Raw genomic sequence first — 24665 nt, 5'->3', positions numbered from 1 at the left:
TCCTCCTGTCACGCAGCGTCGCGAAACAGCGGCGCTTGTCTTTTCTTTGATGCGTTGCGGCGAGATGCTCTACCCGGACACAATTCCCTTTGATGAAGGCCTGCTCGATGTGGGCGACGGCCAGCGGATTTACTGGATGCTCTCAGGCAATCCGGAAGGTGTTCCCGTGCTCATCCTGCACGGCGGCCCGGGATCCGGCAGCTCCGCCGGAACGCGACGCTATTTCGACCCGCAATACTACTGGATCATCCAGTTCGACCAACGCGGCTGCGGACGCAGCCTCCCGCATGCGTCGGAGCCGGAGAGCGATCTCTCGGCAAACACCACATGGCATTCCATCGCCGATATCGAGCAATTGCGGTTGGAGCTCGGTGTCGAACGCTGGACCGTATTCGGCAATTCCTGGGGCTGCACGCTGGCGCTGATCTATGCCGAAACGCATCCGCATCATGTCGACGGCTTGCTTCTCGTCGGCGTCACTATGACGAGGCAATCCGAAATAGATTGGCTTTATCGCGGACTTGGCCGTTTCTTTCCGCAGGAATGGGCGCGCTTCCGGGCCGCCGTGCCACAAGAGGATCGCGACGGCGATCCGGTGGCCGCCTATTATCGTCTTCTATGCGATCCGGATCCCGCAACCCATGTGAAGGCCGCCAGGGATTGGCATGAATGGGAGGCTGCCTCGATCCTGATCGATCCGCGTGCGACCCTGTCGCCGCGCTGGTCCGATCCACACTATTTGACGGCGCGGGCACGGATCATCACTCATTACTTTCATCATCTGGCCTGGCTTGAGGATCGGCAGATCCTGCGCGATATCCATAGGCTTGCCGGTATCCCCTGCGCGATGATTCAAGGACGACTGGATCTCGAGGCACCCCTCGTGACAGCCTGGGAATTGTCGCAGGCTTGGCCGGAAGCGAAACTGGTGATCGTCGCGAATGCTGCCCACTCGATGGCAGTCACCGAAATGACCACTGCGATCATACGCGTGACCGATGGCCTCCGCAGCGATATCAAGCGATAAAAATCAAAAATACTTTTGAGCCGACTTTCTCAAAATGGGACATATCCGGCTGCAAATGGCCGGTTTCAGCGCCTGGATAGGACGTATGCGCGATTGCCATGCTTCATTCTGGCACGCTTTCCGTCGTAGGCGGCCCCTCGACGTTAAGAAATCCGTTTCGAAAAGTCCTTTCAGCGCAGCACGATGCAGGATTTGGCCCTCCCATATCCAATACCGAAATCACTCAAATTTTAATCGAATTTTCCGCGAACTTGAATCAAGTTTTCTGCGTGTTTTATGAAAGTTTGATCCAGATTTGAATAAACTAAGTCCTTAATTTGACTGCGCAATTTTGCGCCGGATAAAAACATGCGTGTCATTCTGATCCCAATAAAAACAGGGACAGGGACATGAACTTTCAATTCGCAATTCGCGGCTGCGCCGCATTGATATTCGCCACTCTTGGCTTCTTCGGTCTCGCTCAGGCCGCGCCCGCCAACATGACGATCACCGGCGATGCGGCTCCTCCGATCGGCCACTATGAGTTCTGCAAGGAAAATCCGCGGGAATGTGTCTATGCCGGCGGCGATGCCGGTCCGATCATCCTCACCCAGGACAGCTGGAAGACGATCCTGAAGGTCAACTACACCGTCAACACGACGATCAAGCCGGTGACCGATATGGAACTTTACGGCGTCGAAGAGAAATGGGCCATCCCCACGACGGCCGGTGACTGCGAGGATTTCGCTTTGCTGAAGCGCAAGCAGCTGATCGATGCCGGCTTCTCGCCCTCCGATCTGCTGATGACCGTCGTGCTGCAGCCGAACGGCGAAGGCCATGCCGTCCTGACGGTCCGCACCGATCGCGGCGATTTCGTCCTCGATAACATGCGCAACAAGGTGAAACTCTGGTCCGAGACCGAATACACCTTCCTCAAGCGTCAGTCCGCTGACGATCCGGCCCGCTGGGTCAAGATACAGGATGGCCGCGCCGTCGCAGTCGGCAGCTTGAAGTAAGCCTTCCGCACACGATCGTCGGCGTCGATGATCAAAGTCTAAGGCCCGGTCTCGTCCCCTGAATTCTGTCCAGACCGGTGCCTTTGAGCCGTTCCCACTGTCCCGGGGAACGGCTCATTTTCATTGAGCAGCGCCCTCAAAGCGGTCGCGGAGAATTTCCTCAGAATTAACTGTGCCGTTAGCATGGCTTGCGATGTATATTTAACCGTCGGTTAACCATCGTGACGTCAATCATTCTTTCCAACGAGACTCATCAAGTCACACGCCGCGCGGCTTGGCCATCGATGACGGCGGGCGGAAGGAAATGAAGGCAACAGCATGGCTCATCCCCTGTCATCCGCCTCAATGATCGAAGAAAGGCCGCTGATCTCAAGCGGTGTCGTTTATCGGCTCACGGCAGGCGTTGCCGTCCTGGCTGCCCTTACGGTTGCCATATCCATCGGCGGTCACTGGCTTGGCGGGAAAATATCGTTGGCCGGTCATACGATCGATGCCAAACCCATCTCCGTCACGATCGGTGACGACACATTGCATTTGGCCGCGAATACGATCCGCTTCCCGAGCGAACGCGTGAATGGCGCTGCCGAGCGCATCGACCTCTATCTGACTTGGCCACAGATGCAGGGGTACAGCGAAGTGGATCGGCTGCGCTTCGATGATATCTCCCAGTCGTCGTCGTTGATCTTCCTGCAGGTCAGCCAGAGCACGATGTCCCGCGACATGTCCGGCAGGTTGGCGCCGATCTACTCGCAATTGATGGACGGCGCCGCCTATGCCGGCCCCTTCGGTCTGACAGCACATCGGCTGCGCGCGGATGCCGGCTATAACGGCGAAGTGCTTCTGACCGCGCCGCGTTCCGGCGAATCCGATTATGTCGTGCGCTGCCTCCTTCCCTCCTCGCCGGCTCTGGCCACCAGCGGGGATTGCCAGCGAGACGTCAAGCTTGGCAGGGATTTGAGCGTTCTCTACCGCTTTTCCAGCAATCAGCTCGGGGATTGGCGCGCCATGGACGCAGCCGTCCAAAATTTCATCGGGGCGCGCCTTGAGGATAAAGCCGACGCCGTGACGGCGGCCGAGGTCGGCCGCTAAAATGGCGCAAAAACTTGAAACCAACTGTTCATCATAAACCGATTGGTAACGCTAAGCTTCTACTGTCGAACGCAACGGACGTTCATGGAGGCGGCGGCCGGATCATCGAGAATGTAAATGCAAGCAGAGAGTGATTTAGTGTCCAGATCAATTCTTTCCGTTTCGACGTCTCAAACCGGTAAGATTCTGGCGAGAGCGCTAATTGGCTTTTCAATCGCGACGGCAACGATCACCGTGACGACGGACGCGAATGCCTCCGGGACGAAATATGCGGGCATCGTCATCGATGCGAATACCGGCAACGTCCTTTACAGCGAAAATGCCGACACGCTTCACTATCCTGCCTCGTTGACCAAGATGATGACGGTCTACCTGACCTTCGAGGCTCTCGAGGCCGGGCGCATCACCCTCGACACTCCCGTCGTATTCTCCAGGAATGCGGCCACTCAGGCGCCGACGAAGCTTGGGATTGGTCCCGGCCGTTCCGTGACCGTTCGCGAGGCCATCCTCGGCATCGTCACCAAATCCGCCAATGACGCCGCCATGGCGCTTGGCGAAATGCTCGGCGGTTCGGAGGAAGGCTTTGCCCGGCTGATGAACGACAAGGCGCGCGCCCTCGGCATGACGCGCACGACCTACCGCAATCCGAACGGCTTGCCGAATACTGCGCAGATGACGACCGCGCGTGATCAAGCCCGCCTCGGCGTGGCTCTGCGTGAACATTTCCCGCAATATTACGGCTTCTTCTCAGAAACGAGCTTCCGTCTCGGCAACCGGATCATTCCCGGCCACAACCGTTTGATCGGCTCCGTGCGGGGCGTCGATGGCATCAAGACCGGTTACACCCGCGCGGCCGGTTATAATCTCGCAACCTCGGTGAAGATCGATGGGCGCTCCATCGTCGGCGTCGTCCTGGGTGGCGCCTCGACGCCGGCTCGGGACAATCAGATGCGCAAGCTGATTGCGGAGTATCTGCCTGTCGCATCGACGAAACATATTCCCTCGAATGTTATCGCGCAGGCGCCGGCTGCGGCACCCAATCTCCAGGCTGCCAGCGCGCGCATGGCCGACATGAGCCGTGCGAAAATCAAGAACGACGAGACGGCGGAAGCCACCGATACGCATCCCTCCAGCGCGGCCGCCTTTGCAGCGGTTACGCCTCAATCCACCAATCCATTGCTGTCGACGAAATCCGTCCAGCGCCCCGCCTCCGAAGAAGTCGCTTCAGTTGCGCCTTCGGATGAGGGCAATGAGGACGAGGTCGATACCGTGACGACGGCATCGACGACCAAGGCCGATGCCAGGCCCATCAAGCAGCAGCGGGCCGAGAAGTCTGAAAAAGTCGCCAAGGCCGAGCGCGAACCGACCGGCTGGGTCGTTCAGATCGGCGTTTCCTCAAGCAAAAATGGCGCGAATGATCTGCTCGATACGGCGAAGAGCAAGGGTGGCAAGGCGCTTCGCTCGGCTAGACCTTACGCGGTCGCCTTCGATGGCGGCTATCGCGCCCGCTTCGGCGGTTTCGACGATCAGGGCGCGGCGCTCAATGCCTGCAAGGCGCTCAAGCGCGCTGGCGTGAAGTGCTGGGCAAGCATGGAATAGGAATGCAGATTGGCCGGGCTTTGTGTCTCGCCCGGCTTTCCGGTCCCGAATGTCAAACGGGCCGGCCCTGAGTTTGTAACGTGTACGGGGTTTTGAAATGGCAATGAACGAGAACTTTCCCGGTTTCTCGCTCGATAGCGGGGGCAAGATGAAACAGAAGAGCTTTGCTCTTCATCCGCTGCATGAAGCGGCGATGCGACTGGCGGACCTTGGTCTCAGCCGCTCGCGCTCGCGCAACAAGACGAAAGACCTGATCGGCATCCTGCTCTGCCACGGCGCGCGCGCCTGGCGCTACTCGCAGCCGGAAGCGCATATTCATCTGCACATCACCGCGCCAACGGGCCGTGCGCCGATCATGATGCGGCTGCGCTGAGCACCGCCTGGCCTAAAGCAATCCAAGTTCGGAGAGTTCCCGCCTGAGATCGGCGGGCAATTCAGCCGCAGCGCCCAAGCTGTCGAGGTCGCGGGGCACATCGTCCTGCGGCAGATAACGCCAGCCCTGAAACGGGCGTCGCGGCTGCCCGGTGGTTTCGACGACGCTCGGATCGAGAATGAGCCGGCAACGATGAATACCGTCCGCGTCGGTGAAGGTCTCGATCCCGAGAAGCTTCTGCCTTGCCTGCACCTGCCCCTTGATCACCCAATAGAGCGAGCCGCCATCCAGCAGCTCCTCGATCCGTTTCGGCACCATGCGTGTCGTATGGGTCGTATGCGGCTCCAGTCCGGCGGCAATGGCGTTCATTGCCCGCTCGGACACCCATTCGCGCAGATCCTCGATCGAATCCGCGCCGACACACAATTTGATGAGATGCAAAGCCATAGTGCCGTTTGAAGTCCTTTTGCCCGGCAGCGTCAAGCTTTTAGATCAGGCGTCCACACTCAGCATTCCACGACATTGACGGCGAGACCGCCGGTCGAGGTTTCCTTGTATTTTTCGCTCATGTCGTAGCCGGTCTGGCGCATGGTCTCGATGCAGGCGTCGAGAGGCACGAAATGCTGGCCATCGCCCTTGATCGCGAGCGAGGCGGCGGTGACCGCCTTGACAGCGCCAAGCGCGTTTCGCTCGATGCACGGCACCTGCACCAGGCCGGCAATCGGATCGCAGGTCATGCCGAGGTGATGTTCCAGCGCGATTTCCGCGGCGTTTTCGATCTGCTCCGGCGTTGCGCCCATCACTGCCGCAAGCCCCGCAGCCGCCATGGCCGCCGCCGAACCCACCTCGCCCTGACAGCCGACTTCAGCGCCGGAAATCGAGGCATTGTGCTTGATGATGCCGCCGACGGCGGCTGCCGTCAGAAGATAGTTGCGAATGCCGTCCTGATCCCAATCCTCGTGGAAATGCTGATAGTAGCGGATCGTCGCCGGGATGACGCCCGCAGCACCATTGGTCGGCGCCGTCACCACGCGTCCGCCGGCCGCATTCTCTTCGTTGACCGCCATGGCGTAGACGCTCAGCCAGTCGTTGGCGAGCAGCGGGTTGATGCGGTTGCTGCGCCATTCCTCCTGCAGCTTGTCATGAATGGCGCGCGCGCGCCGGCGCACCTTCAGGCCGCCGGGCATGATGCCGTCGACCTTCAGGCCGCGATCGATACAGCTGCTCATGGCAGCCCAGATGCGGTCGAGGCCGGCATCCAGCTCCTCGGCGCCCATGCGCGTCTCTTCATTGGCGCGCTTCATCTGGGCGATCGAGAGGCCGGAGCGCTCGGACATTTCGAGCATCTGCTTGGCGCTGGCAAAGGGGAAGGGAATGCGCTCGCCCGAGGCAGCCGGCTTCTTCTTGTCCGCCCGCATCTGCTCCAGTTCCGTATCGGTGACGACGAAGCCGCCGCCGACGGAATAGTAGATGCGCTTCACCAGCAGGCGATCATCCTTGTCGAAGGCGGAAAAGCTCATGCCATTGGCATGACCGGGTAGCGGCACCTTCTTGTCGAAGATAAGATCGGTCTTGGGCTGGAATTCATAGGCGGGATGGCCCGGCGGCGTGATGCGCCCGCTGCGCTCGACCTCATCGATGGTGCTATCCATGTGGTCGGGATCGACGCTATCCGGCCGTTCACCCATCAGGCCGAGAATAACCGCCCTGCCCGTACCATGGCCGATGCCGGTATGGGCGAGCGAACCATGCAGGCTGACCTTGATCGAGGCGACATGCACATTCGAGGACGGGCGCGGCCATTCGTTCGACAGCAGCAGGTCCAGGAAGCGATTGGCGGCCGACATCGGCCCCATCGTATGCGAGCTGGACGGCCCTACACCGATCTTGAACACATCGAAAACTGAAAGAAACATGGACCTTTGGTGCCTCCCAGGCAAATCGATTTCCGGCAAGGCTACGCTATTGCGGTAAGCTTGCACGGCGATTGGCCGACATCGGATTTCATGGCAGCGACATTACATATAGGCATTCGGGGAAGCAAACAGAAGGCCATTGCGCGCCGTCCGCGCTGCGCTACAGTTCACATCGGATTGGTCCTGGAGAATCTGCCTTTATGACGACTGCCGACTATGTCGCCCTCGCCCTGTTCATCTTTCTCTGGATCGCGCTGAACTGGATCACCACTAGCGCCCGCTTTTTCAATCGTACCAGCCTGACGCTGGCGATGAACGAGCGCCGGCGCGAGTGGATCTACAATTCATTGCGCCGCGATCTGAAGATGATCGATACGCAGATCCTCTCCGGCCTGCAGAACGGCACGGGCTTCTTTGCCTCTACCTCGATCTTCGCGATAGGCAGTTGTTTCGCCCTCCTCGGCGCCACCGACAAGGTCAACGCTTTCTTCTCCGACCTGCCGTTCATACTCAATGGCGGCCGCGCCGCTTTCGAGATCAAGGTGACGGGACTGGCTTGCCTGTTCGGCTATGCCTTCTTCAAATTCGGATGGGCCTATCGTTTGTTCAACTATTGCACCATCCTTTTCGGCTCGTTGCCGATGCGTGAGGAAGCCATTCTCGATCCGCTCGGCGCCGAACGGGCGGCGGAGCGCGTGGTGCGCATGAACATCATTGCGGCGCGCAACTTTAATGCCGGCCTGCGGGCGATCTTTCTGTCGATCGGCTATCTCGGCTGGTTCCTCAGCCCTTATGTCTTCATGGCGACCACTACATTCATCATCATCGTGCTGATCCGCCGACAGTTTTTTTCCGATGCCCGTCTGGCCATCATGGATGCCGATATGCAATGACAAGGCCGCGTCGGCTCGGACCGGCGCAGCATATATTTGAGTTTATGCCTGGAAGGACCCCACGATGGCCGTGATCGCGGAGAGCGTCGATGCCCCCCGAAAAACACCTCGCATCGGCATTCTGGATACGGCGCGCGGCTTGGCCCTTCTGGCCATGGCAAGCTATCATTGCACCTGGGATTTCGAATTCTTCGGCTATCTCGATTCCGGCACGGCTGAAACGGGCTGGCTGAAACTCTATGCCCGCGCCATCGCCAGCACTTTCCTGTTCCTGGCGGGCTTCAGCCTCGTGCTCGCCAATATGCCGGAGATCCGCTGGCACTCCTATTGGCGACGGATGGGCATGATCGTCGCCGCGGCCGCGGCGATTTCGCTTGTCACCTTCATCGGCATGCGTGACGAATGGATATTCTTCGGCATACTGCACAGTATCGCGGCGGCAAGCCTCGTCGGGCTGCTGTTCCTGCGACTTCCGGCATTCGTCACCCTTCTCATTGCAGCCTTGCTGACGGTCGGCATCGTCATCGACAATGTCATCGCACCCCTGTCGCTGCATTCGAGCTTTTTCGATGCGCCGTGGCTCTGGTGGGTCGGGCTCTCCGAGAATCTGCGGCGCTCGAACGATTATGTACCGCTCTTTCCATGGCTGGCGCCATTCCTGTTCGGCCTTGGCATCGCGCAATTGGCCACGTCCCTCGGCTGGCTCGAGCGTCTGGCGAAATTCGGCCCCGGCCGCAATCTGATCGCCCGCGCCGGCCGCCACAGCCTCATCGTCTATCTGGTCCACCAGCCCGTCCTGTTCGGCCTTGTCTACCTGCTGTCGCTGGTTGCGCCGGCGGCGCCGCAGGATCCGGCGGTTGGTTACATCAGGCAATGCGTGGCTTCTTGCACGCGGTCGGGCAGCGAAACCATGTGCCGCAGCTTCTGCCAATGCACCCTCGACAAGTTACAGGCCCAGGATCTCTTTAAACCGTTGGAATCCGGGGCGATCAAAGCAGATAGCGATGAACGCGTAAGCCGAATCGCGATACAATGCACGGATGAAGCGCAATGACAGGGTTATTCCATGAATGCCTATCGTTCGAAGTCGCTAAGTTTTCCGTGGTCGCCGCTGCTCTATAGCCTTGCCGTCCTTATGGCACTCTATATCCAGCGGTTGTATCCATTGCCCCTGCCGTTCATCTGGGCGCTCGCTTCATGGGTCGTCGGCGCGATCCTGACCGCCGTCGCGGTGACGTTGAACGTTTGGGCCGTCAAGACGCTGCTGGAGAGGCGAACGACCGTCTTGACCCAACGCTGCAGCGCGCATCTGGTGACCACGGGTCCCTTTCGCTTCACGCGCAACCCGACCTATCTAGGTTATACCCTGCTGACGGCGGGGCTCGGCCTGATGATCGGCAATCTATGGTTCGTGGCGATGGCGGCAGCGGCGGCTGCTTTGACGACATTCCTCGTCATCCGCTGCGAGGAGATGCATTTGCTCTCGCGCTTCGGCTGTGAATTCGAATTCTACTGCAAGCACACGCGCCGCTGGGTATAAGGCGCTGGCAGTTGGCCCATGATCAGGTCCCGACGCCGATTTCGGCGAGACGACCGAGACAGGCTTCCTCGACATTGTCGAGCTCGCTCAGCGTATCGTCGATATCCTTGCGCTTCTGGCGCAGCTCGTCGCGCTTTTCGTCGACGCGCTTCATCAGCAGCTTCAACTGGCCGATCTCGCCCGGCGGCTCCCTGTAGACCTGAATGATCTCGCGGATTTCGGCGATGGTGAAGCCGATGCGGCGGCCACGGAGGATTTCGGCAATGAGGCGTCGGTCGGCGGGCCGGAACAGGCGCGTACGCCCCTTGCGCTCAGGTTGAATGAGACCCTCGTCTTCATAGAACCTCAGCGTCCGGGTCGAAACCCCGAATTCCCGAGTAAGTTCTGTTATGCTATAATATCCGTCGACCAAGATTCCGCCCCTATCTGCTGCCCACCATAATATTGACTTTTACGTAATAGTCAATTTTGACGGGTTTGCAGCCCGTTGTTTCCTAAAGCGCGTGGAGCGCGCCCCGTCGGGCCGCGAGGATAACCAGGGGAAATATCAGGTAAATTCGATAGCAATGGCGGCCAGGAAGACGGATGCCGCCTGGCCGGCTCAGTCCGAATCGGGACGACAGAAGCGATAGAAGAGATAGCTGATAAATCAGCTATCGAGGCGGTGGTAATATCGCCAACCCGCCCTTATCGTGGGTATCCACATATGTCCTTTCATTCGATAGAGAGTGTCGTTGCCCGCCCGCCCGATCATCCGCTTCCCGGATCCGCTACTGCGAATCGCCTGTTCTCCCGTGACCATCTTCGACGACGATCTGCGAATGCTCGTCGGCGACCTGCTGGATACGATGCGCGCCGCCCCCGGCGTCGGCATCACCGGCCCGCATATCGGGGTCCTCAAGCGAGTCGTGGTGATAGAACTTAGCCGCGATGATGGCGTGCGCACCTATATCAATCCGGAGATTCTCTGGTCCTCGGAAGAGACCATGCGACATACGGAGGGCAGCGTTTCCATGCCTGGAGCGACCGAAGAGATCGTCAGGCCCAAATCCATCCGCTTCCGCTATCAGAATGTCTCCGGCGAAGTGCATGAAGCGGAGGCGGAGGATTTTCCGGCCATCTGCATTCAGCACGAGATCGACCAATTGGATGGCATCTTCTGGCTTCAGCGGCTTTCAAGGCTCAAGCGCGATCGCCTTGTAAAGAAATGGGAAAAGGCGCGAGACTAAGTTTGCAAAACAAAACGGGCGCCAAAAGGCGCCCGTTCTGCAATTGGTTGGATACGCGATCAGCCCTTGAGCTTGGAGTTGCAGAGGCTGTAGTAGCCGCCGCCCTTCTGGATCCACTTCAGGCCGCCGAGCGAATTGCTGGTCTTGGCGGCGTTGTATGCGTCGACGCAGGTATGGAAGCGGCCCTTGCCGGGCGTCTCGGTGGCATACTTGGGATCGACCTTTGCCGGGAACGTCACGCCGGCCGGAGCAGCCGTCGTCGGCTTTGCCGGCTCGCTTGCCGGCGGCTTCATGGCATCGGGCTCGCTGGCGTCTACCTTGGCGGCAGCGGTCGTCTTCGCAGTCTTGGAAGGTGTCGTTGTGGCCGGCGCGGTGGTTGCCGGCGCAGTCGTGGTGGTGGCGCTGGCATCGGCGCTGCACTGCGTCGCGCGGAAGTCGTTCCACTTTTGGCCGTTCAAGGTACCAGCGGTCTTAGCCGCCTGGTATTTGGCGCTGCACTCTTTCATGGTTAGCGCAGAAGCCGAAGAAGCGAGGCCCATCGAACCTACAACTGCAAGAGACGCAAAAGACATCAACAGAATGGCACGACTAGTCATTGGCATTTCCTCCGCTCTATGACGAATGTCGAAACTATTAATCGTATCGTCCCTACCGATTGTCAATCGACGCGCGATTTCTGGGGCGACGGAAAACACCATATGCGGACGAACATGAACGCAAACTGTACAAAAATAGCCATCAAAAAGAGAGGCTTGGCGGGATCGGCAATCGCTGATGGTCTTTCGTCGGGGTGCCGGATTCATCCGGAGGTAGATAAGGCAAAGATGCCGATATGGCATAATGGCGCTCGATTATCTCACGCGCGGATCAGCGATGCGTTCGGGCTGCAATGGCATCGAACGTCAAACTGCTGATCAGCAGTGGCCGATGTCCCGCTATAGATGAAAGCGATTGTTGACGCGATACAACCTATCACGGGCTTCGGGCCTTGAAGTGCGAGCGTGTCGCCCTACTCTCTTCCCTGCAGTTCCCCTCTCTATGCCCTGGATGCTCTCCCTTCCAGGGCATTTTTCTTGGCTGGCGCGCCATGCCGCAAGACCCACCTGTCCAAAATGATTCGCCTTTCCCTGTAAGGCTGCGGCGAACTGCAGTGGTCGATCGGACAGGGCTGCTTGATCTGCCGGGCTTTCCTAGGATCGCGCGGAAGCGCTCGGGAATCGGTCCTACGCGTCGTTGACCGTCTGTCCGAAGACCTGTTCGAAGGCGTCGCGAAGGCGGATGTCGACATCGGTCATCATGACCGGCAGACCGAGATCGACGAGGCTGGTGACGCCGTAAGCAGAAATCCCGCAGGGAATAATGCCGGTGAAATGGCCGAGATCTGGATCGACGTTCAGCGAAAGGCCATGAAACGTCACCCATTTGCGTACGCGGATGCCGAGGGCTGCGATCTTGTCTTCGGTTACGGTGCCATCTGGTAGAACCGGCTTTTCCGGGCGCCGGACCCATACTCCGACCCGATCCTCACGACGTTCGCCGCGCACATTCATCGCATCGAGCGTACGAATGATGACTTCTTCAAGCGCGCCCACGAAGGCGCGGATATCCTGCCGCCGACACTTCAGGTCCAGCATGACATAGGCCACGCGCTGGCCCGGCCCGTGATAGGTGTATTCGCCGCCGCGTCCGGTCGCGAATACCGGAAATCGATCCGGCTCGATGAGATCGGCGACATCGGCGCTGGTGCCGGCGGTATAGAGCGGCGGATGCTCGACCAGCCAGACCAGCTCCGGCGCCCGCCCCTCGGCGATATCGGCGACTTCGGCTTCCATGGTGGCGACGGCCTCTTCATAAGGCACGAGTCCCTCGCTGATCCGCCAGCGAACAGGCGGCGTACCGTGGACGGGAAGCATCTGGTGGGAAAGTTCTGTGCGAAGCATATGGCAGTCCTTTGCGTGCCGCCGGCCGCTCATGTGGAAATCCAGCGCTGCCTGCGGGTTGTCCACATATGGCGCTATTCGGGCGGAAATTCAAACATCTAAGGCGTTTCCACCGCATCTGGGCTGATACGATCGGAGGAGCTGTGAAGGAATTTAAAAAAACTGACACATCGCTCTTGTGCCCCCCGAATGCTTTTGCTACATGCAGCCGCGCCGGAGCAATCCAGCCTACCACGATGCGGTCGTGGCGGAATTGGTAGACGCGCAGCGTTGAGGTCGCTGTGGGGCAACCCGTGGAAGTTCGAGTCTTCTCGACCGCACCAAAAAGAACCCGGCTTAGGCCGGGTTTTTTGTTTTTCAAACAGTGCTTTAGGCAAGCATATATTCCGCAATGAAACGGGTCGCAGAACACAACGGATATCTCTCCGCGCTGTTGAGTACTTGCTCGCTTGAAATCAGCTTTTGTCGATATCGAGCGCTTGGTGTCCCCGCCTCATATATTTTCGTATGTTCGGGGCGTTCATGCTGTTCTCCCGCCTCGATCAGCGAGAGCCGTTAGGTCTCCGCGGTTACTTGACTTCGCGCCCCTCTCTGGCACCGTGAAATTCTTCAAAAATCGGAGGATGCATGACGCCAGAACGCTTTTCCGAATGCCTTTTGCATATCCGCTGGACGCCTATCAATCTGGCGAGCGCCCTGCAATGCGACCTATCATGGGTGGAGGCAATGGAAGTTGGAAATGCCGAAGTGCCGGCCGGATTGGCAGAGTGGCTGGAAACTCTCGCACAATGCCATGAGGAGGCCGGCGTCCCGACCACGTATCGCGGACGCGGGCACGACTGAGATCGACGGAGATGAACCTGGAAAACAACGGCAGTCCGGCAAACGGCGGATAATTCACTCCAAACGGAGGGGTTTGAGATGAATGATGATTTTCGTTTGAAGCTTATCAAAATCAGAGGCGAAAAGATCGCCCATCGCGACGAACTGCTGGCGATGAAGATGCAGGGCGTGAGCGCAAAAGGCGGTGCCGAGATTATCGATCTTGACGATACGATTGCCCGCCTGAGCTAGAAATGCCCAGCTCCGCGCTCAATGCGCCACGTCCTTGCTGAGTTTGCGCAGCCGGATCTGATGATCGAGCCGCTCGAGTTGGTGAGTGGTCGCCTCGATCAGTTTGCCGATTTCCTGGTGTGCTGTTCGTAGCCGCGAAAGCTCGTTTCGGACAGCTTCCAAGGCGCGCTCGTCGCTATCCTCTCCAGGACCATCGCCCGACCCGGTCATCAACCACGCCGGGGAAACATCGAAGAGAGCCGACATCTTCACCAGGGCGGAGGGGTTGGGTTCGGCGCGATCGGATTCCCAGGCAAGCATCGTCTCCTCGCTGACGCCAAGCTGGCTTGCCAATGTTTCGAGGCTGATGCCGGCGGCATCGCGGGCCATGGACAACCGTCCGCCCAGCGTATCGTCGCCCTCATCCGAAAAAACGGTCGTCTCTTGTTCGGGTTTGAACATCGGTGCGATCCTTTTCCTGGCTGCGTCGCTGATTTTTTGTGCGGCGCGTTTATGTTTTATCCGTTTCCGAAGGCGGAGATAGGTCTAAGGACGTCATCCCGCCATTCCGATCTGTCCCAAATGGAAAAGTGTGACGTTTTGCCATGCCTGTTTCCGCGTCTTGCGATCCGCTCACGATCGCGCCTTGATTGCATGCCTCTCTCGTGTTTGATGTCTCTTCATGTCCATCTCTCCCGCCGTTTCCACACAGCAGAATCCCCTCAAAGGCATGACGATCATGGCAAGCGCCATGTTCCTGCTGCCGACGATGGATGCGATTGCCAAGTACATGGCGAGTTTCGAAGGCATGTCGCCAGGCCAGGTGACCTTCTATCGCTTCTTCTTTCAGATTGTCTGCATGCTGCCGCTGCTGGCGACCGAAACTGGACGGTCGGCATTCTCGGCAAAGCGTCCCTGGATGAACCTCCTGCGTGGCGCGTTGCACGGTGCGGCCAGCCTGCTCTTCTTCGCAGCGGTCAAATACATGCCGCTTGCCGATGTCTTCGCGATCTATTTCGTCGAACCATTCATGCTGACAGCACTTTCAGCTCTGTTTCTGGGCGACAAGGTCGGCTGGAGACGCTGGCTGGCGATCGCCATCGGCTTCGTCGGCGCGATGATCGTCATTCAGCCGAGTTTCGAGATCTTTGGGCTGAAAGCGCTGCTGCCTGTAGCCTGCGCCTTCCTCTTTGCACTCTATCTGTTCATGAATCGCGCCGTCGGCGAGGCGGATTCGCCATTGACGATGCAGGTCATGGCCGGCGTAGGCGGCACGCTGTTCATGACGGCCACCCTGTTGGCCGGGGCATCCGCCGGCATCGCCGATTTCGAGCCTTCCCTGCCCGCCTCTGCGCTCGGCCTCGCGCTTCTACTGATTCTGGGTTCGATATCGGGCTACGCGCATATGCTTGTCGTCCGGGCCTTCCGGCTGGCACCCCTTTCGCTGCTCGCCCCGTTCCAATATTTCGAGATCATTTCCGCCACCGTCCTCGGCTACGCGATCTTCGGCGATTTCCCCAATCTTTCCAAATGGATCGGCATTGCCATCATCGTCAGCTCCGGTCTCTTCATCATCTGGCGGGAGCGCGTGCAGTCAAAATTGGCAAAAGCGGCGTGAGCCAAGACAGCTTGCGCATGGACCGGCCATGCAATTTGTGGCTAAAACACTGACTGAATAGAGTATTTGGGCGGAGATTGCATGTTCAAGAAAATCCTGATCGCCAATCGCGGTGAGATCGCTTGCCGCGTGATCAAGACGGCGCGCCGGATGGGTATCCTGACGGTCGCCGTCTATTCGGATGCCGATCGGGATGCTCTTCATGTCGAAATGGCGGATGAATCAGTCCATATCGGTCCGGCGCCCGCCGCCGAAAGCTATCTCGTCGCCGACAAGATCATCGCCGCCTGCAAGGAGACCGGCGCCGAAGCGGTTCATCCGGGCTACGGTTTCCTCTCCGAGCGCGCCTCCTTCTGCGCGGCGCTGGAGAAGGAAGGCATCATCTTCATCGGCCCCAAGCCGAAGGCGATCGAGGCCATGGGCGACAAGATCGAATCGAAGAAATTCGCCAACGCCGCCAATGTGTCCACCGTGCCGGGCCATCTCGGCATCATCGATGACGCCGATCACGCCGAGCGGATCGCGGCCGAGATCGGTTATCCCGTCATGATCAAGGCCTCCGCCGGCGGCGGCGGCAAGGGCATGCGCATTGCCTGGAGCAAGGACGAGGTGCGCGACGGGTTCGAGCGCGCCCGTTCGGAAGCGAAAAGCTCCTTCGGCGACGATCGCATCTTCATCGAGAAATTCGTCGTCGACCCCCGGCACATCGAGATCCAGGTACTGGCCGATGCCCATGGCAACGTGGTCTATCTCGGCGAGCGGGAATGCTCCATCCAGCGCCGGAACCAGAAGGTCGTGGAAGAAGCGCCCTCGCCGTTTCTCGACGAGGCGACGCGCAAGGCCATGGGCGAACAGTCCGTGGCGCTCGCCAAGGCCGTCGATTATCAAAGTGCCGGCACGGTCGAATTCATCGTCGATCGCGACAGGAACTTCTACTTCCTCGAAATGAACACCCGCCTGCAGGTCGAGCATCCGGTGACGGAGCTTGTGACCGGCATCGACCTCGTCGAGCAGATGATCCGCGTCGCCGCCGGCGAAAAGCTACCGTTCAAGCAGGCGGATATCAAGCTCAACGGCTGGGCGGTCGAAAGCCGCCTTTATGCGGAGGATCCCTATCGCAATTTCCTGCCCTCGATCGGCCGTCTGACGCGCTATCGCCCGCCGCGCGAGGGCAAGACGGAAAAATCGGCCGTCCGCAACGACACCGGCGTCTTCGAAGGCGCCGAGATCTCCATGTACTATGATCCGATGATCGCCAAGCTCTGCACCTGGGCTCCCACCAGGCTGGAAGCGATTGAAGCGATGGGCGAAGCCTTGGACGGTTTCGTGGTCGACGGCATCGAACACAACATGCCATTCCTGTCCGCGCTGATGAAGCATCCGCGCTGGCGCGAGGGCCGCCTTTCTACCGGCTTCATTGCCGAGGAATATCCTGATGGGTTCGCGCCTGTGACGCCGGATGAGGACCAGACAGCACTTCTTGCCGCAGTCGCCCTCTCCTGCAGCCTGATCGAATCCAACCGCCGCGAACGCTATGCCGATCGCTTGCGTCCCACAGCCGGGCCGTTGCCGGAGAACTGGATCGTCAAGCTCGGCACGGCCTACCTGCCCGTGGCATTGCTCGAGGGTGTGGTGACCATTCCTTTCGAGATGGATATGCGGATCGGCGGCAAGATCGTGACTGTCGCAACCGACTGGCGTCCCGGCGATGCCGTCTGGGCCGGCACCGTAAACGGCCGCAAGCTGACCGTCCAGATCCGCAGCCTGCTGAACGGCCTGCGTATCGACTGGCAGGGCATTTCCGTCAGGGTCAAGGTATTCACCCCGCGTCAGGCTGAGCTCGACAAGCTCATGCCCGTCAAATTGCCGCCCGACACGTCGAAGCTGCTGCTCTGCCCCATGCCTGGCCTGGTCGTCGCCATTGCCGTTGCCGAGGGACAAGAAGTCAAGGCCGGCGAGACGCTGGCCATCGTCGAGGCGATGAAGATGGAAAATGTCCTGCGCGCCGAACGCGACCTGGTCGTCGGCAAGATCAACGCCAAGCCGGGTGAGAGCCTCGCTGTCGATGCCGTGATCATGGAATTTGCCTGATCCGGATATAGGTATCGCCACCCTTTCGGAAAAACTGAGCGGCGGTTGCTCGGCTGAAACATGACGATTGCGACGCTAAGTGTCTGATTTTGGCTTGAGTCGCCCTGCGCGCCCATGCCAATGTCGCGCGGACCAAATCATAGCAAAAAGGGATGAGATCATGGACGTTCGCGCCGCCGTAGCCATTGCCGCCGGCAAGCCGCTAGAAGTGATGACGGTTCAGCTTGAGGGGCCGAAGGCCGGCGAAGTGCTGATCGAGGTCAAGGCGACCGGCATCTGCCATACCGATGATTTCACCCTGTCGGGTGCCGATCCGGAAGGCTTGTTCCCGGCGATCCTCGGCCATGAGGGCGCCGGCATCGTCGTCGATGTCGGACCGGGGGTGACTTCGGTCAGGAAGGGCGACCACGTCATTCCGCTCTATACGCCCGAATGCCGCGAATGCCCGTCCTGCCTGTCGCGCAAGACCAACCTGTGCACGGCGATCCGCGCGACGCAAGGCCAAGGCCTGATGCCGGACGGCACCTCGCGCTTCTCGATCGGCAAGGACAAGATCCATCACTATATGGGCTGCTCGACCTTCGCCAATTATACCGTGCTGCCGGAGATTGCCGTTGCCAAGGTCAATCCCGACGCCCCCTTCGACAAGATCTGCTATATCGGCTGCGGCGTGACGACGGGCATCGGCGCGGTCATCAACACCGCCAAGGTGGAGATGGGGGCAACGGCGATCGTCTTCGGTCTCGGCGGCATCGGCCTCAACGTCATCCAGGGCTTGAGGCTGGCCGGCGCCGACATGATCATCGGCGTCGATCTCAACAATGACAAGAAGGCCTGGGGCGAGCGCTTCGGCATGACGCATTTCGTCAATCCGAAGGAAGTCGGCGACGACATCGTTCCCTATCTCGTCAACATGACGAAGCGTGGCGCCGACCAGATCGGCGGGGCCGACTATACCTTCGACTGCACCGGCAACACCAAGGTGATGCGCCAGGCGCTGGAGGCGAGCCATCGCGGCTGGGGCAAGTCGGTGGTGATCGGCGTTGCCGGCGCCGGCCAGGAGATCTCGACGCGGCCGTTCCAGCTGGTGACGGGCCGCTCGTGGATGGGGACGGCCTTCGGCGGCGCGCGGGGCCGCACCGATGTGCCGAAGATCGTCGACTGGTACATGGAAGGCAAGATCGAGATCGATCCGATGATCACCCACACCATGCCGCTCGAAGACATCAACAAGGGATTTGAGCTCATGCACTCCGGAAAGAGTGTCAGGGGCGTCGTGGTGTACTGACACTCGAAGTCGCGAAAAGAAACGTATGCGGCGCATGAGAAATACGCCGCATATAACTGAAAAGATTTGATATCATGATCTATGTCGACGCTGATGCCTGTCCGGTCAAGCCGGAGATCCTGAAGGTTGCCGAACGCCACGGCATCGAAGTGACCTTCGTCGCCAATTCGGGGCTGCGGCCGTCGCGGGATCCGATGGTGCATAACGTCATTGTCTCCAACGCCTTCGATGCCGCCGACAACTGGATTGCCGAACATGCGGGCGCCGGCGATATTGTCGTCACGGCGGACGTGCCGCTCGCCGGCCGCTGCGTTGCGACGGGAGCGCTTGTGACGGGGCCGACCGGCCGCATCTTCGACAAGACGAATATCGGCATGGCGACGGCCATGCGCGATCTCGGGGCGCACCTTCGCGAAACCGGCGAAAGCAAGGGCTACAATGCCGCCTTCTCGCCGCGCGACCGCTCCGCCTTTCTCGAAACCTTCGACCGGCTCTGCCGGCGTGCCGGAGCATGATCCCAAAAAGTGCGCAGCGGTTTTAAGATAAGATTATGCAAAATCAAAGCATTAGAGCGTAATGGCAATTAGAAGAAAGCCGTTACGCTCTAAAACTCACCAATCGCCTGGAGACCAATCGTGAACATCATTTCCCAGAACACCGCCTTCGGCGGCATGCAGGGTGTCTTTTCGCATGAATCTGAAGCCTGCAAATGCGAGATGACCTTTGCCGTCTTCGTGCCGCCGCAGGCGATTACCGAGCCTCGGCCTGTCCTCTGGTATCTTTCCGGTCTCACCTGCACCCACGCCAACGTCATGGAAAAAGGCGAGTATCGCCGCATGGCCGCCGAGCTCGGCCTGATCATCGTCTGCCCGGACACGAGTCCGCGCGGCAATGACGTGCCGGACGAGCTGACCAATTGGCAGATGGGCAAAGGCGCCGGCTTCTATCTCGACGCCACCGAGACGCCCTGGGCCGAAAACTACCGGATGTACAGCTATATAACCGAGGAATTACCCGCGCTCGTGACCAAGCAATTCCGTGCCGATATGAGCCGCCAGGGTATCTTCGGCCATTCCATGGGCGGCCATGGCGCCATGACGATCGCGTTGAAAAACCCGAAGCGCTTCAAGAGCTGCTCGGCTTTCGCCCCGATCGTGCAGCCGTCGACGGCCGATTGGTCGGCTCCCGCTCTCGAGAAATATCTCGGCAGCAACAAGACGGCCTGGAGACAATACGACGCCTGCTCCCTCGTCGAGGACGGTGCCCGCTTCCCGGAATTCCTGATCGACCAGGGCAAGGCGGACAGCTTCCTCGAAAAAGGCCTGCGCCCATGGCTTTTCGAAGATGCGATCACGGGCACCGATATCGGTCTGACGCTGCGCATGCATGAGCGCTATGATCATTCCTATTACTTTATCTCCAGCTTCATGGACGATCACCTGAAGTGGCATGCCGAACGCCTGGCAAGATGAAGGTTGCGTGGCTGCCATGCGGCTCATGCCTTGAAAAGCGCCTTCGGCAAAGGCATATACAAAATGCGCAGACGACTGCGGTGGCCGGCGAATATGACCGGCCGCAGACATCGCGGGGACGGCCTCGCTCTTAACAAAGGAGCGTAAAATGGCTTGGTTCCTGCTTTTCCTCGCTGGCTTGTTCGAAATCGGCTGGGCCGTCGGCCTCAAATATACCGACGGATTCACCCGGCCGATGCCGACGGTCCTCACCGTCATATCCATGATCATCAGCGTCGTGCTGCTCGGTCTCGCTGTAAAGACCCTGCCGATGGGCGCGGCCTATGCGGTCTGGACCGGCATAGGCACGGTCGGCACTGTTCTCTTGGGCATATGGCTGCTCGGCGATCCCGCGACGTTCGTCCGACTGCTCTGCATCGGTCTTATCGTGGCTGGCATCGCCGGCCTGAAGCTTGCCGCCTGACAAGCTGCCGTCATCGGCGCTGGCGATTGTCCAGCGCCCACTTTCCAGGGCCTGCAAACACCAAAAACAGGAAGACGAAGCAGAACAGCACTGCGCCATCGCCCTGATTGTTGGCCGGGAAGAAGTCGATCGGCATATGCACCGTGAAATAGGCGATCGCCATTTCGCCACTGAGGAGAAAGGCGACCGGGCGGGTGAAGAGACCGAGCAGGATGAGGATACCGCCTACGAACTCGATGATCGCCGCAGCGAAGAACAGCGTCGTGATGGCGTAAGGTGCCGGCGGAAAGCCGAAGAGCTTCTGCGTACCATGTTCGATGAATAACAGGGCAGTCATGATTCGCAGAATTGTGAGGACTGCAGGCTGGTATGGCGAAAAGCGCTCGAAAAACGACATGAAGATCTCCGTTCGAAGGGGAATGCGAAGGAGATCCTGCCGAAAATGCTCTCGCTCCGCTGACAACGGGGCAAACACGCGAGAGGCGGATTTATTCGCCGGACCCAGCGATCAGCCAGGCCCGGCGACGAAGCGGATTACTTCTTGCTATTGTCGATCGCCAGAAGGCCCGGACCTGCGAAGATCAGGAACAGGAAGATGAAGCAGTAGAGGATCGCTGCGTCACCGCCATTGTTGGCCGGGAAGAAATTCTTGGGCGAATGCGCCATGAAATAGGCGACCGCCATATTGCCGCAGAGAATGAAGGCAACCGGACGGGTAAAGAAGCCAACGATCGTCGCCAATCCGCCTACGACTTCGATAATCCCCTGAACCAAGATCAAGGTCGGCAAGGGGCTAGGAAATTGACCGCCGGCCGGAAAGCCAACGAGCTTCTGCAAGCCATGTTCGATGAACAGCAGGCCGGTCATGACACGCAATACAGTAAGAGCATAGGGCTGATATTGGGTCAGCCGATCGGAAAGCGCCATTTTAAACTCCAGTTTTAACTCCCCCTGGAGGAAGCATTAGTGCGGACAGTCGCGAACGTGAAAACACGGCTTTTGACACTCAATCAATTTTTCGTGTGATATCCGTGGCTTGTTGTCACAGACTCACAAGGGGATGTTGTCGTGCTTCTTCCAGGGATTGGTCAGATCCTTGTTGCGCAGCATCCTCAGCCCCTGCGCCAGCCGCCGCCGTGTCGAACGCGGCATGATCACTTCGTCGATGTAGCCGCGTTCGGCCGCCACGAACGGCGATAGGAAGCGATCCTCATACATCTTGGTATGCGCTACAATCTTTTCCGGGTCGGCGATATCCTTGCGGAAGATAATTTCCACCGCCCCCTTGGCACCCATCACGGCGATCTGCGCCGTCGGCCAGGCATAGTTGAGATCGCCGCGCAGATGTTTCGAGGCCATGACGTCATAGGCGCCGCCGAAGGCCTTGCGGGTAATGACGGTCAGTTTCGGCACGGTCGCTTCGGCATAGGCAAAGAGCAGCTTGGCGCCATGCTTGATCAGCCCACCATATTCCTGTGCCGTTCCCGGCAGGAAGCCGGGCACATCGACGAAGGTGACGATCGGGATATTGAAGCAATCGCAGAAACGCACGAAGCGGGCCGCCTTTCGCGATGCATCGCTGTCGAGAACGCCGGCCAACACCATCGGCTGGTTAGCGACGAAGCCGACCGTGGCTCCCTCGATGCGACCGAAACCACAGACGATGTTCTTGGCGAAGCTTTCCTGTATCTCGAAGAAATCGCCCTCATCCGCGATCTTCAAGATCAGCTCCTTGATGTCGTAGGGTTTGTTGGCATTGGCCGGAATCAGCGTATCGAGCGAGTTATCCGGCTCTGTCACGGATTGATAGCATTCGATCTCCGGTACCGCCGCCGTGTTCGACTGCGGCAAGAAATCGACGAGACGGCGCACCTGCAGCAGTGTATCGACATCGTTGTCATAGGCGGCATCCGCGATCGAGGATTTCGTCGTGTGTACCGAAGCGCCGCCGAGCTGCTCGGAGGTAACGGTTTCGTTGGTGACGGTCTTTACCACATCCGGCCCGGTGACGAACATGTAGGAGGTGTCGCGCACCATGAAGATGAAATCCGTCATGGCCGGGGAATAGACGTCGCCACCCGCGCATGGCCCCATGATGATGGAGATTTGCGGAATGACGCCGGAGGCCAGCACGTTGCGCTGGAACACCTCGGCATAGCCGCCGAGTGCGGCCACGCCTTCCTGAATGCGGGCGCCGCCGGCATCGTAGATGCCGATGATCGGCGCCCGGTTCTTCAGCGCCATATCCTGTATTTTGGTGATCTTTTCCGCATGTGCTTCTGAAAGAGATCCGCCGAAAACCGTGAAATCCTTGGCAAAAATGAAAACGGTACGCCCGTTGATGGTGCCCCATCCGGTGACGACGCCGTCGCCGGCTATCTTGCTCTTGTCCATGCCGAAATCGGTCGAGCGATGTTCGACGAACATGTCGAATTCCTCGAAGGAGCCCTCGTCGAGGAAAATATCGATGCGCTCGCGCGCAGTCAGCTTGCCGCGCGCATGCTGCGCATCGATGCGCACCTGTCCGCCTCCGAGCCTTGCGACCTCGCGACGACGTTCCAGTTCCTGCAGGATTTCCTTCATGCGGTCCTCTCTCCCTCATCGCTTGGACTGGAGCATTTTCGCTTTTTTCGAATCGCGGAAGTGCTCTATCTTCTTGTTTTTACGCAATCCGGACGGAAAACCGCTGCGCACTTTTCCTGGAAATGCTCTAGCATGGCGCGAGCGTCGTTTGAAGCTGCCGGGTCAATTCGCCAGCCGCGGCGTAGTCAGGGAAAAGATGGAGCGGACGCGCGCCGCGATATCCTCGGCCATCAGCTCATCCGCCGTGGCGGGATCGGGAGCGGTGGTTTTAGTCTCGAAAGACGCCATGGCGACCACCGCGCCGCCGTCCAATGCCGCGGCGTCGATGTTGACCTTGGCGCTGTTGCGATCACGGTTGAAACCACGCGCCCTGCGGACATCGGTCAATCGGACCGTAATTGCGACCTGTGGCAAGGGTTGACTATAGGTCGTTGCGGCAATCGCCGCATTCACGCGATCGTTGACGGCGGCGACCAGCGCTGGCGATACCGGAGGCAAGGCCTGATCGGCGACGACACTCGCACTGCGTACGGCATAGGTTGGAGGCGGAGGGTCGACGGACCAGCTTGAGCAGGCTGCCAGAGCCAAACATCCCACGAGCGCCGAAGCGGCACCCGACTTCAACCACGACATGATATCCGTCCAGACCTACGAACTTGCAAGATACGAAGATCGCTATAAAGGACTGGAAATCAACAATGTTCAACTGCGAAGCGCGGAAAAAACATCGGTCGCGGCCTGAAATTCCTCAAAACGCTGTGCACGACGCAGTTCGGCCTCTTCGTCGCTGCCCCAGTGCTCGATCGTCCAGTCCTCATCGAGATGGGCAAGCGACCAGACGTCGGTGAGTGGCAGAAAACCTTCGGCGAAAGCAAGCGCCAGGATCGCCGAGCCGGTGAGCGTCGTGATCGTGTGCAGGCTCGCAAGCTCCATCGGCGTGGAGTATTTGCGCAACGCAGCGGCGAAGGCTGCGATGGCTTCGCCAGGCTGTTCCTGATGCATGACGCCTTCGGCCAGGATGAAGCGGGCGCCGATGTCGCGCGCCACCCATTCGATCACCGGATCCCAGCGTTCCGAATGCCGTTCGACGAGCCGCTCAGGCCCGTCGGCGCGGTAGCAAAGCAGGTCGCTGCCGGAGAAACGGACGATCTCGTCGAACACGGCCTCGCTCTCCGTCTCAACACCGTCGATAGCGGTGTTGACGAGGCGCGTTACCGGCATGGTGGCCGGATCGATCACGTCGACCTGCCGCGCCCATTCGGCAGCCACCAGCTTGGCAAGGGCTTCCGTCGGCAGGGCCAGGGAGTGCCGCGCCGGCGTCTTCACCACCTTGCCGTCGAGAGCGATGGCATGGTTGCCCTCTTCCTCGTTGATCGTCACGTCCTTGTAGAAGCGCTTGGGCAACGGCTTCTTCATCTGGATCTGCGCACGGCGGATCGGATCGGGATGGCTCAGGCCCTCGGAAACATCGTTCAACAGGTCGCGCATGACGTCAC

At 59.4% G+C, this 24665-nt stretch carries 28 protein-coding genes and 1 tRNA gene; 18 read left to right on the top strand and 11 right to left on the bottom strand.

The features are described from left to right. Positions 1 to 64 precede the first annotated feature (64 nt). The 5 genes from pip to HGP16_RS04830 all read left to right on the top strand — a co-directional run bounded on the left by pip (position 65) and on the right by HGP16_RS04830 (position 5083). Positions 65 to 1027 carry a prolyl aminopeptidase gene (gene pip, locus HGP16_RS04850; RefSeq protein ID WP_205926290.1) on the top strand — a complete coding sequence of 321 codons (963 nt, stop codon included), beginning with the start codon at positions 65 to 67 and terminating at the stop codon, positions 1025 to 1027. Positions 1028 to 1416: 389 nt separating this feature from the next. Further along, positions 1417 to 2022 carry a transglutaminase-like cysteine peptidase gene (locus HGP16_RS04845; protein WP_168838880.1) on the top strand — a complete coding sequence of 202 codons (606 nt, stop codon included), beginning with the start codon at positions 1417 to 1419 and terminating at the stop codon, positions 2020 to 2022. A gap of 318 nt (positions 2023 to 2340) precedes the next feature. Next, complete coding sequence (locus tag HGP16_RS04840) at positions 2341 to 3111, top strand: hypothetical protein (protein WP_168838879.1); 771 nt, start codon at positions 2341 to 2343, stop codon at positions 3109 to 3111. 117 nt (positions 3112 to 3228) lie between these two features. Further along, positions 3229 to 4710 carry a serine hydrolase gene (locus tag HGP16_RS04835; RefSeq protein ID WP_168838878.1) on the top strand — a complete coding sequence of 494 codons (1482 nt, stop codon included), beginning with the start codon at positions 3229 to 3231 and terminating at the stop codon, positions 4708 to 4710. 97 nt (positions 4711 to 4807) lie between these two features. Beyond that, complete coding sequence (locus tag HGP16_RS04830; RefSeq protein WP_075856917.1) at positions 4808 to 5083, top strand: hypothetical protein; 276 nt, start codon at positions 4808 to 4810, stop codon at positions 5081 to 5083. Between the two features lie 12 nt (positions 5084 to 5095). Here HGP16_RS04830 and HGP16_RS04825 read toward each other — a convergent pair whose 3' ends face one another. Continuing rightward, positions 5096 to 5530, bottom strand: coding sequence for a DUF1489 family protein (locus HGP16_RS04825; protein ID WP_168838877.1), 435 nt, complete (start codon positions 5528 to 5530; stop codon positions 5096 to 5098). 59 nt (positions 5531 to 5589) lie between these two features. Beyond that, positions 5590 to 6999: an L-serine ammonia-lyase gene (locus HGP16_RS04820; RefSeq protein ID WP_168838876.1), complete on the bottom strand. Its 1410-nt coding sequence runs from the start codon at positions 6997 to 6999 to the stop codon at positions 5590 to 5592. Between the two features lie 200 nt (positions 7000 to 7199). Here HGP16_RS04820 and HGP16_RS04815 point away from each other — a divergent pair, with 200 nt between their 5' ends. From HGP16_RS04815 to HGP16_RS04805, 3 genes are all read left to right on the top strand, one after another. Then, complete coding sequence (locus HGP16_RS04815; RefSeq protein WP_168838875.1) at positions 7200 to 7892, top strand: DUF599 domain-containing protein; 693 nt, start codon at positions 7200 to 7202, stop codon at positions 7890 to 7892. Positions 7893 to 7956: 64 nt separating this feature from the next. Continuing rightward, complete coding sequence (locus HGP16_RS04810; protein ID WP_168838874.1) at positions 7957 to 8946, top strand: heparan-alpha-glucosaminide N-acetyltransferase; 990 nt, start codon at positions 7957 to 7959, stop codon at positions 8944 to 8946. A gap of 12 nt (positions 8947 to 8958) precedes the next feature. Further along, complete coding sequence (locus HGP16_RS04805; protein ID WP_168838873.1) at positions 8959 to 9432, top strand: isoprenylcysteine carboxylmethyltransferase family protein; 474 nt, start codon at positions 8959 to 8961, stop codon at positions 9430 to 9432. A 22-nt stretch (positions 9433 to 9454) separates the two neighbouring features. On the opposite strand, the gene HGP16_RS04800 is transcribed toward HGP16_RS04805, so the two are convergent. Continuing rightward, entirely contained in the window at positions 9455 to 9847 is a 393-nt protein-coding gene (locus HGP16_RS04800; RefSeq protein ID WP_168839169.1) for a MerR family DNA-binding transcriptional regulator, read from the bottom strand. A gap of 319 nt (positions 9848 to 10166) precedes the next feature. Here HGP16_RS04800 and HGP16_RS04795 point away from each other — a divergent pair, with 319 nt between their 5' ends. Beyond that, positions 10167 to 10661: a peptide deformylase gene (locus HGP16_RS04795; RefSeq protein WP_168838872.1), complete on the top strand. Its 495-nt coding sequence runs from the start codon at positions 10167 to 10169 to the stop codon at positions 10659 to 10661. Between the two features lie 59 nt (positions 10662 to 10720). Here the strand turns inward: HGP16_RS04795 and HGP16_RS04790 are convergent, their stop codons facing one another. Both HGP16_RS04790 and lipB read right to left on the bottom strand, forming a co-directional pair. After that, positions 10721 to 11257 carry a hypothetical protein gene (locus tag HGP16_RS04790; protein WP_168838871.1) on the bottom strand — a complete coding sequence of 179 codons (537 nt, stop codon included), beginning with the start codon at positions 11255 to 11257 and terminating at the stop codon, positions 10721 to 10723. Between the two features lie 627 nt (positions 11258 to 11884). Further along, positions 11885 to 12601: a lipoyl(octanoyl) transferase LipB gene (gene lipB, locus HGP16_RS04785; RefSeq protein WP_168838870.1), complete on the bottom strand. Its 717-nt coding sequence runs from the start codon at positions 12599 to 12601 to the stop codon at positions 11885 to 11887. 238 nt (positions 12602 to 12839) lie between these two features. On the opposite strand from lipB, the gene HGP16_RS04780 reads away from it, so the two are divergent. The 3 genes from HGP16_RS04780 (at position 12840) to HGP16_RS04770 (ending at position 13675) form a co-directional block, all read left to right on the top strand. Then, positions 12840 to 12924: transfer RNA gene (locus HGP16_RS04780), tRNA-Leu, on the top strand. Positions 12925 to 13228: 304 nt separating this feature from the next. Beyond that, positions 13229 to 13444 (top strand): hypothetical protein, encoded by a 216-nt coding sequence (locus HGP16_RS33875; RefSeq protein WP_120664072.1) that lies wholly within the window; start codon positions 13229 to 13231, stop codon positions 13442 to 13444. A gap of 78 nt (positions 13445 to 13522) precedes the next feature. Next, entirely contained in the window at positions 13523 to 13675 is a 153-nt protein-coding gene (locus HGP16_RS04770; protein WP_168838869.1) for a hypothetical protein, read from the top strand. Positions 13676 to 13693: 18 nt separating this feature from the next. On the opposite strand, the gene HGP16_RS04765 is transcribed toward HGP16_RS04770, so the two are convergent. Next, positions 13694 to 14116: a helix-turn-helix domain-containing protein gene (locus HGP16_RS04765; RefSeq protein ID WP_168838868.1), complete on the bottom strand. Its 423-nt coding sequence runs from the start codon at positions 14114 to 14116 to the stop codon at positions 13694 to 13696. A gap of 220 nt (positions 14117 to 14336) precedes the next feature. Here HGP16_RS04765 and HGP16_RS04760 point away from each other — a divergent pair, with 220 nt between their 5' ends. The 6 genes from HGP16_RS04760 to sugE all read left to right on the top strand — a co-directional run bounded on the left by HGP16_RS04760 (position 14337) and on the right by sugE (position 20586). Next, positions 14337 to 15272 (top strand): DMT family transporter, encoded by a 936-nt coding sequence (locus HGP16_RS04760; RefSeq protein ID WP_168838867.1) that lies wholly within the window; start codon positions 14337 to 14339, stop codon positions 15270 to 15272. A gap of 81 nt (positions 15273 to 15353) precedes the next feature. After that, on the top strand, positions 15354 to 17363 hold the full coding sequence (locus HGP16_RS04755; protein WP_168838866.1) for an acetyl/propionyl/methylcrotonyl-CoA carboxylase subunit alpha: 2010 nt from the start codon (positions 15354 to 15356) through the stop codon (positions 17361 to 17363). Between the two features lie 160 nt (positions 17364 to 17523). Next, positions 17524 to 18651 (top strand): S-(hydroxymethyl)glutathione dehydrogenase/class III alcohol dehydrogenase, encoded by a 1128-nt coding sequence (locus tag HGP16_RS04750; protein ID WP_168838865.1) that lies wholly within the window; start codon positions 17524 to 17526, stop codon positions 18649 to 18651. A 74-nt stretch (positions 18652 to 18725) separates the two neighbouring features. Continuing rightward, the gene (locus HGP16_RS04745; protein WP_168838864.1) at positions 18726 to 19166 is read left to right on the top strand and encodes a YaiI/YqxD family protein; all 441 of its coding nucleotides are present in this window, start codon (positions 18726 to 18728) and stop codon (positions 19164 to 19166) included. 120 nt (positions 19167 to 19286) lie between these two features. Next, entirely contained in the window at positions 19287 to 20123 is an 837-nt protein-coding gene (gene fghA, locus HGP16_RS04740; RefSeq protein ID WP_168838863.1) for an S-formylglutathione hydrolase, read from the top strand. A gap of 148 nt (positions 20124 to 20271) precedes the next feature. After that, entirely contained in the window at positions 20272 to 20586 is a 315-nt protein-coding gene (sugE, locus tag HGP16_RS04735) for a quaternary ammonium compound efflux SMR transporter SugE (protein ID WP_168838862.1), read from the top strand. 10 nt (positions 20587 to 20596) lie between these two features. Here sugE and HGP16_RS04730 read toward each other — a convergent pair whose 3' ends face one another. The 5 genes from HGP16_RS04730 to HGP16_RS04710 form a co-directional block, all read right to left on the bottom strand. Continuing rightward, entirely contained in the window at positions 20597 to 20983 is a 387-nt protein-coding gene (locus HGP16_RS04730) for a DoxX family protein (RefSeq protein ID WP_168838861.1), read from the bottom strand. A gap of 137 nt (positions 20984 to 21120) precedes the next feature. Beyond that, positions 21121 to 21513: a DoxX family protein gene (locus HGP16_RS04725; RefSeq protein WP_168838860.1), complete on the bottom strand. Its 393-nt coding sequence runs from the start codon at positions 21511 to 21513 to the stop codon at positions 21121 to 21123. Positions 21514 to 21636: 123 nt separating this feature from the next. Next, the gene (locus HGP16_RS04720; protein ID WP_168838859.1) at positions 21637 to 23169 is read right to left on the bottom strand and encodes an acyl-CoA carboxylase subunit beta; all 1533 of its coding nucleotides are present in this window, start codon (positions 23167 to 23169) and stop codon (positions 21637 to 21639) included. A gap of 162 nt (positions 23170 to 23331) precedes the next feature. After that, entirely contained in the window at positions 23332 to 23802 is a 471-nt protein-coding gene (locus HGP16_RS04715; protein ID WP_168838858.1) for a hypothetical protein, read from the bottom strand. A 69-nt stretch (positions 23803 to 23871) separates the two neighbouring features. Next, a complete protein-coding gene (locus HGP16_RS04710; protein WP_168838857.1) occupies positions 23872 to 24657 on the bottom strand; it encodes an ATP12 family chaperone protein in 786 nt (261 codons plus the stop codon). Positions 24658 to 24665: the final 8 nt, after the last annotated feature.

The sequence above is a fragment of the Rhizobium sp. P40RR-XXII genome (assembly GCF_012641405.1).
Classification (GTDB): domain Bacteria; phylum Pseudomonadota; class Alphaproteobacteria; order Rhizobiales; family Rhizobiaceae; genus Rhizobium.
The sequence above is the reverse complement of the archived record's forward strand: the minus strand, read 5'-3'. Positions and strand labels throughout refer to the sequence as shown.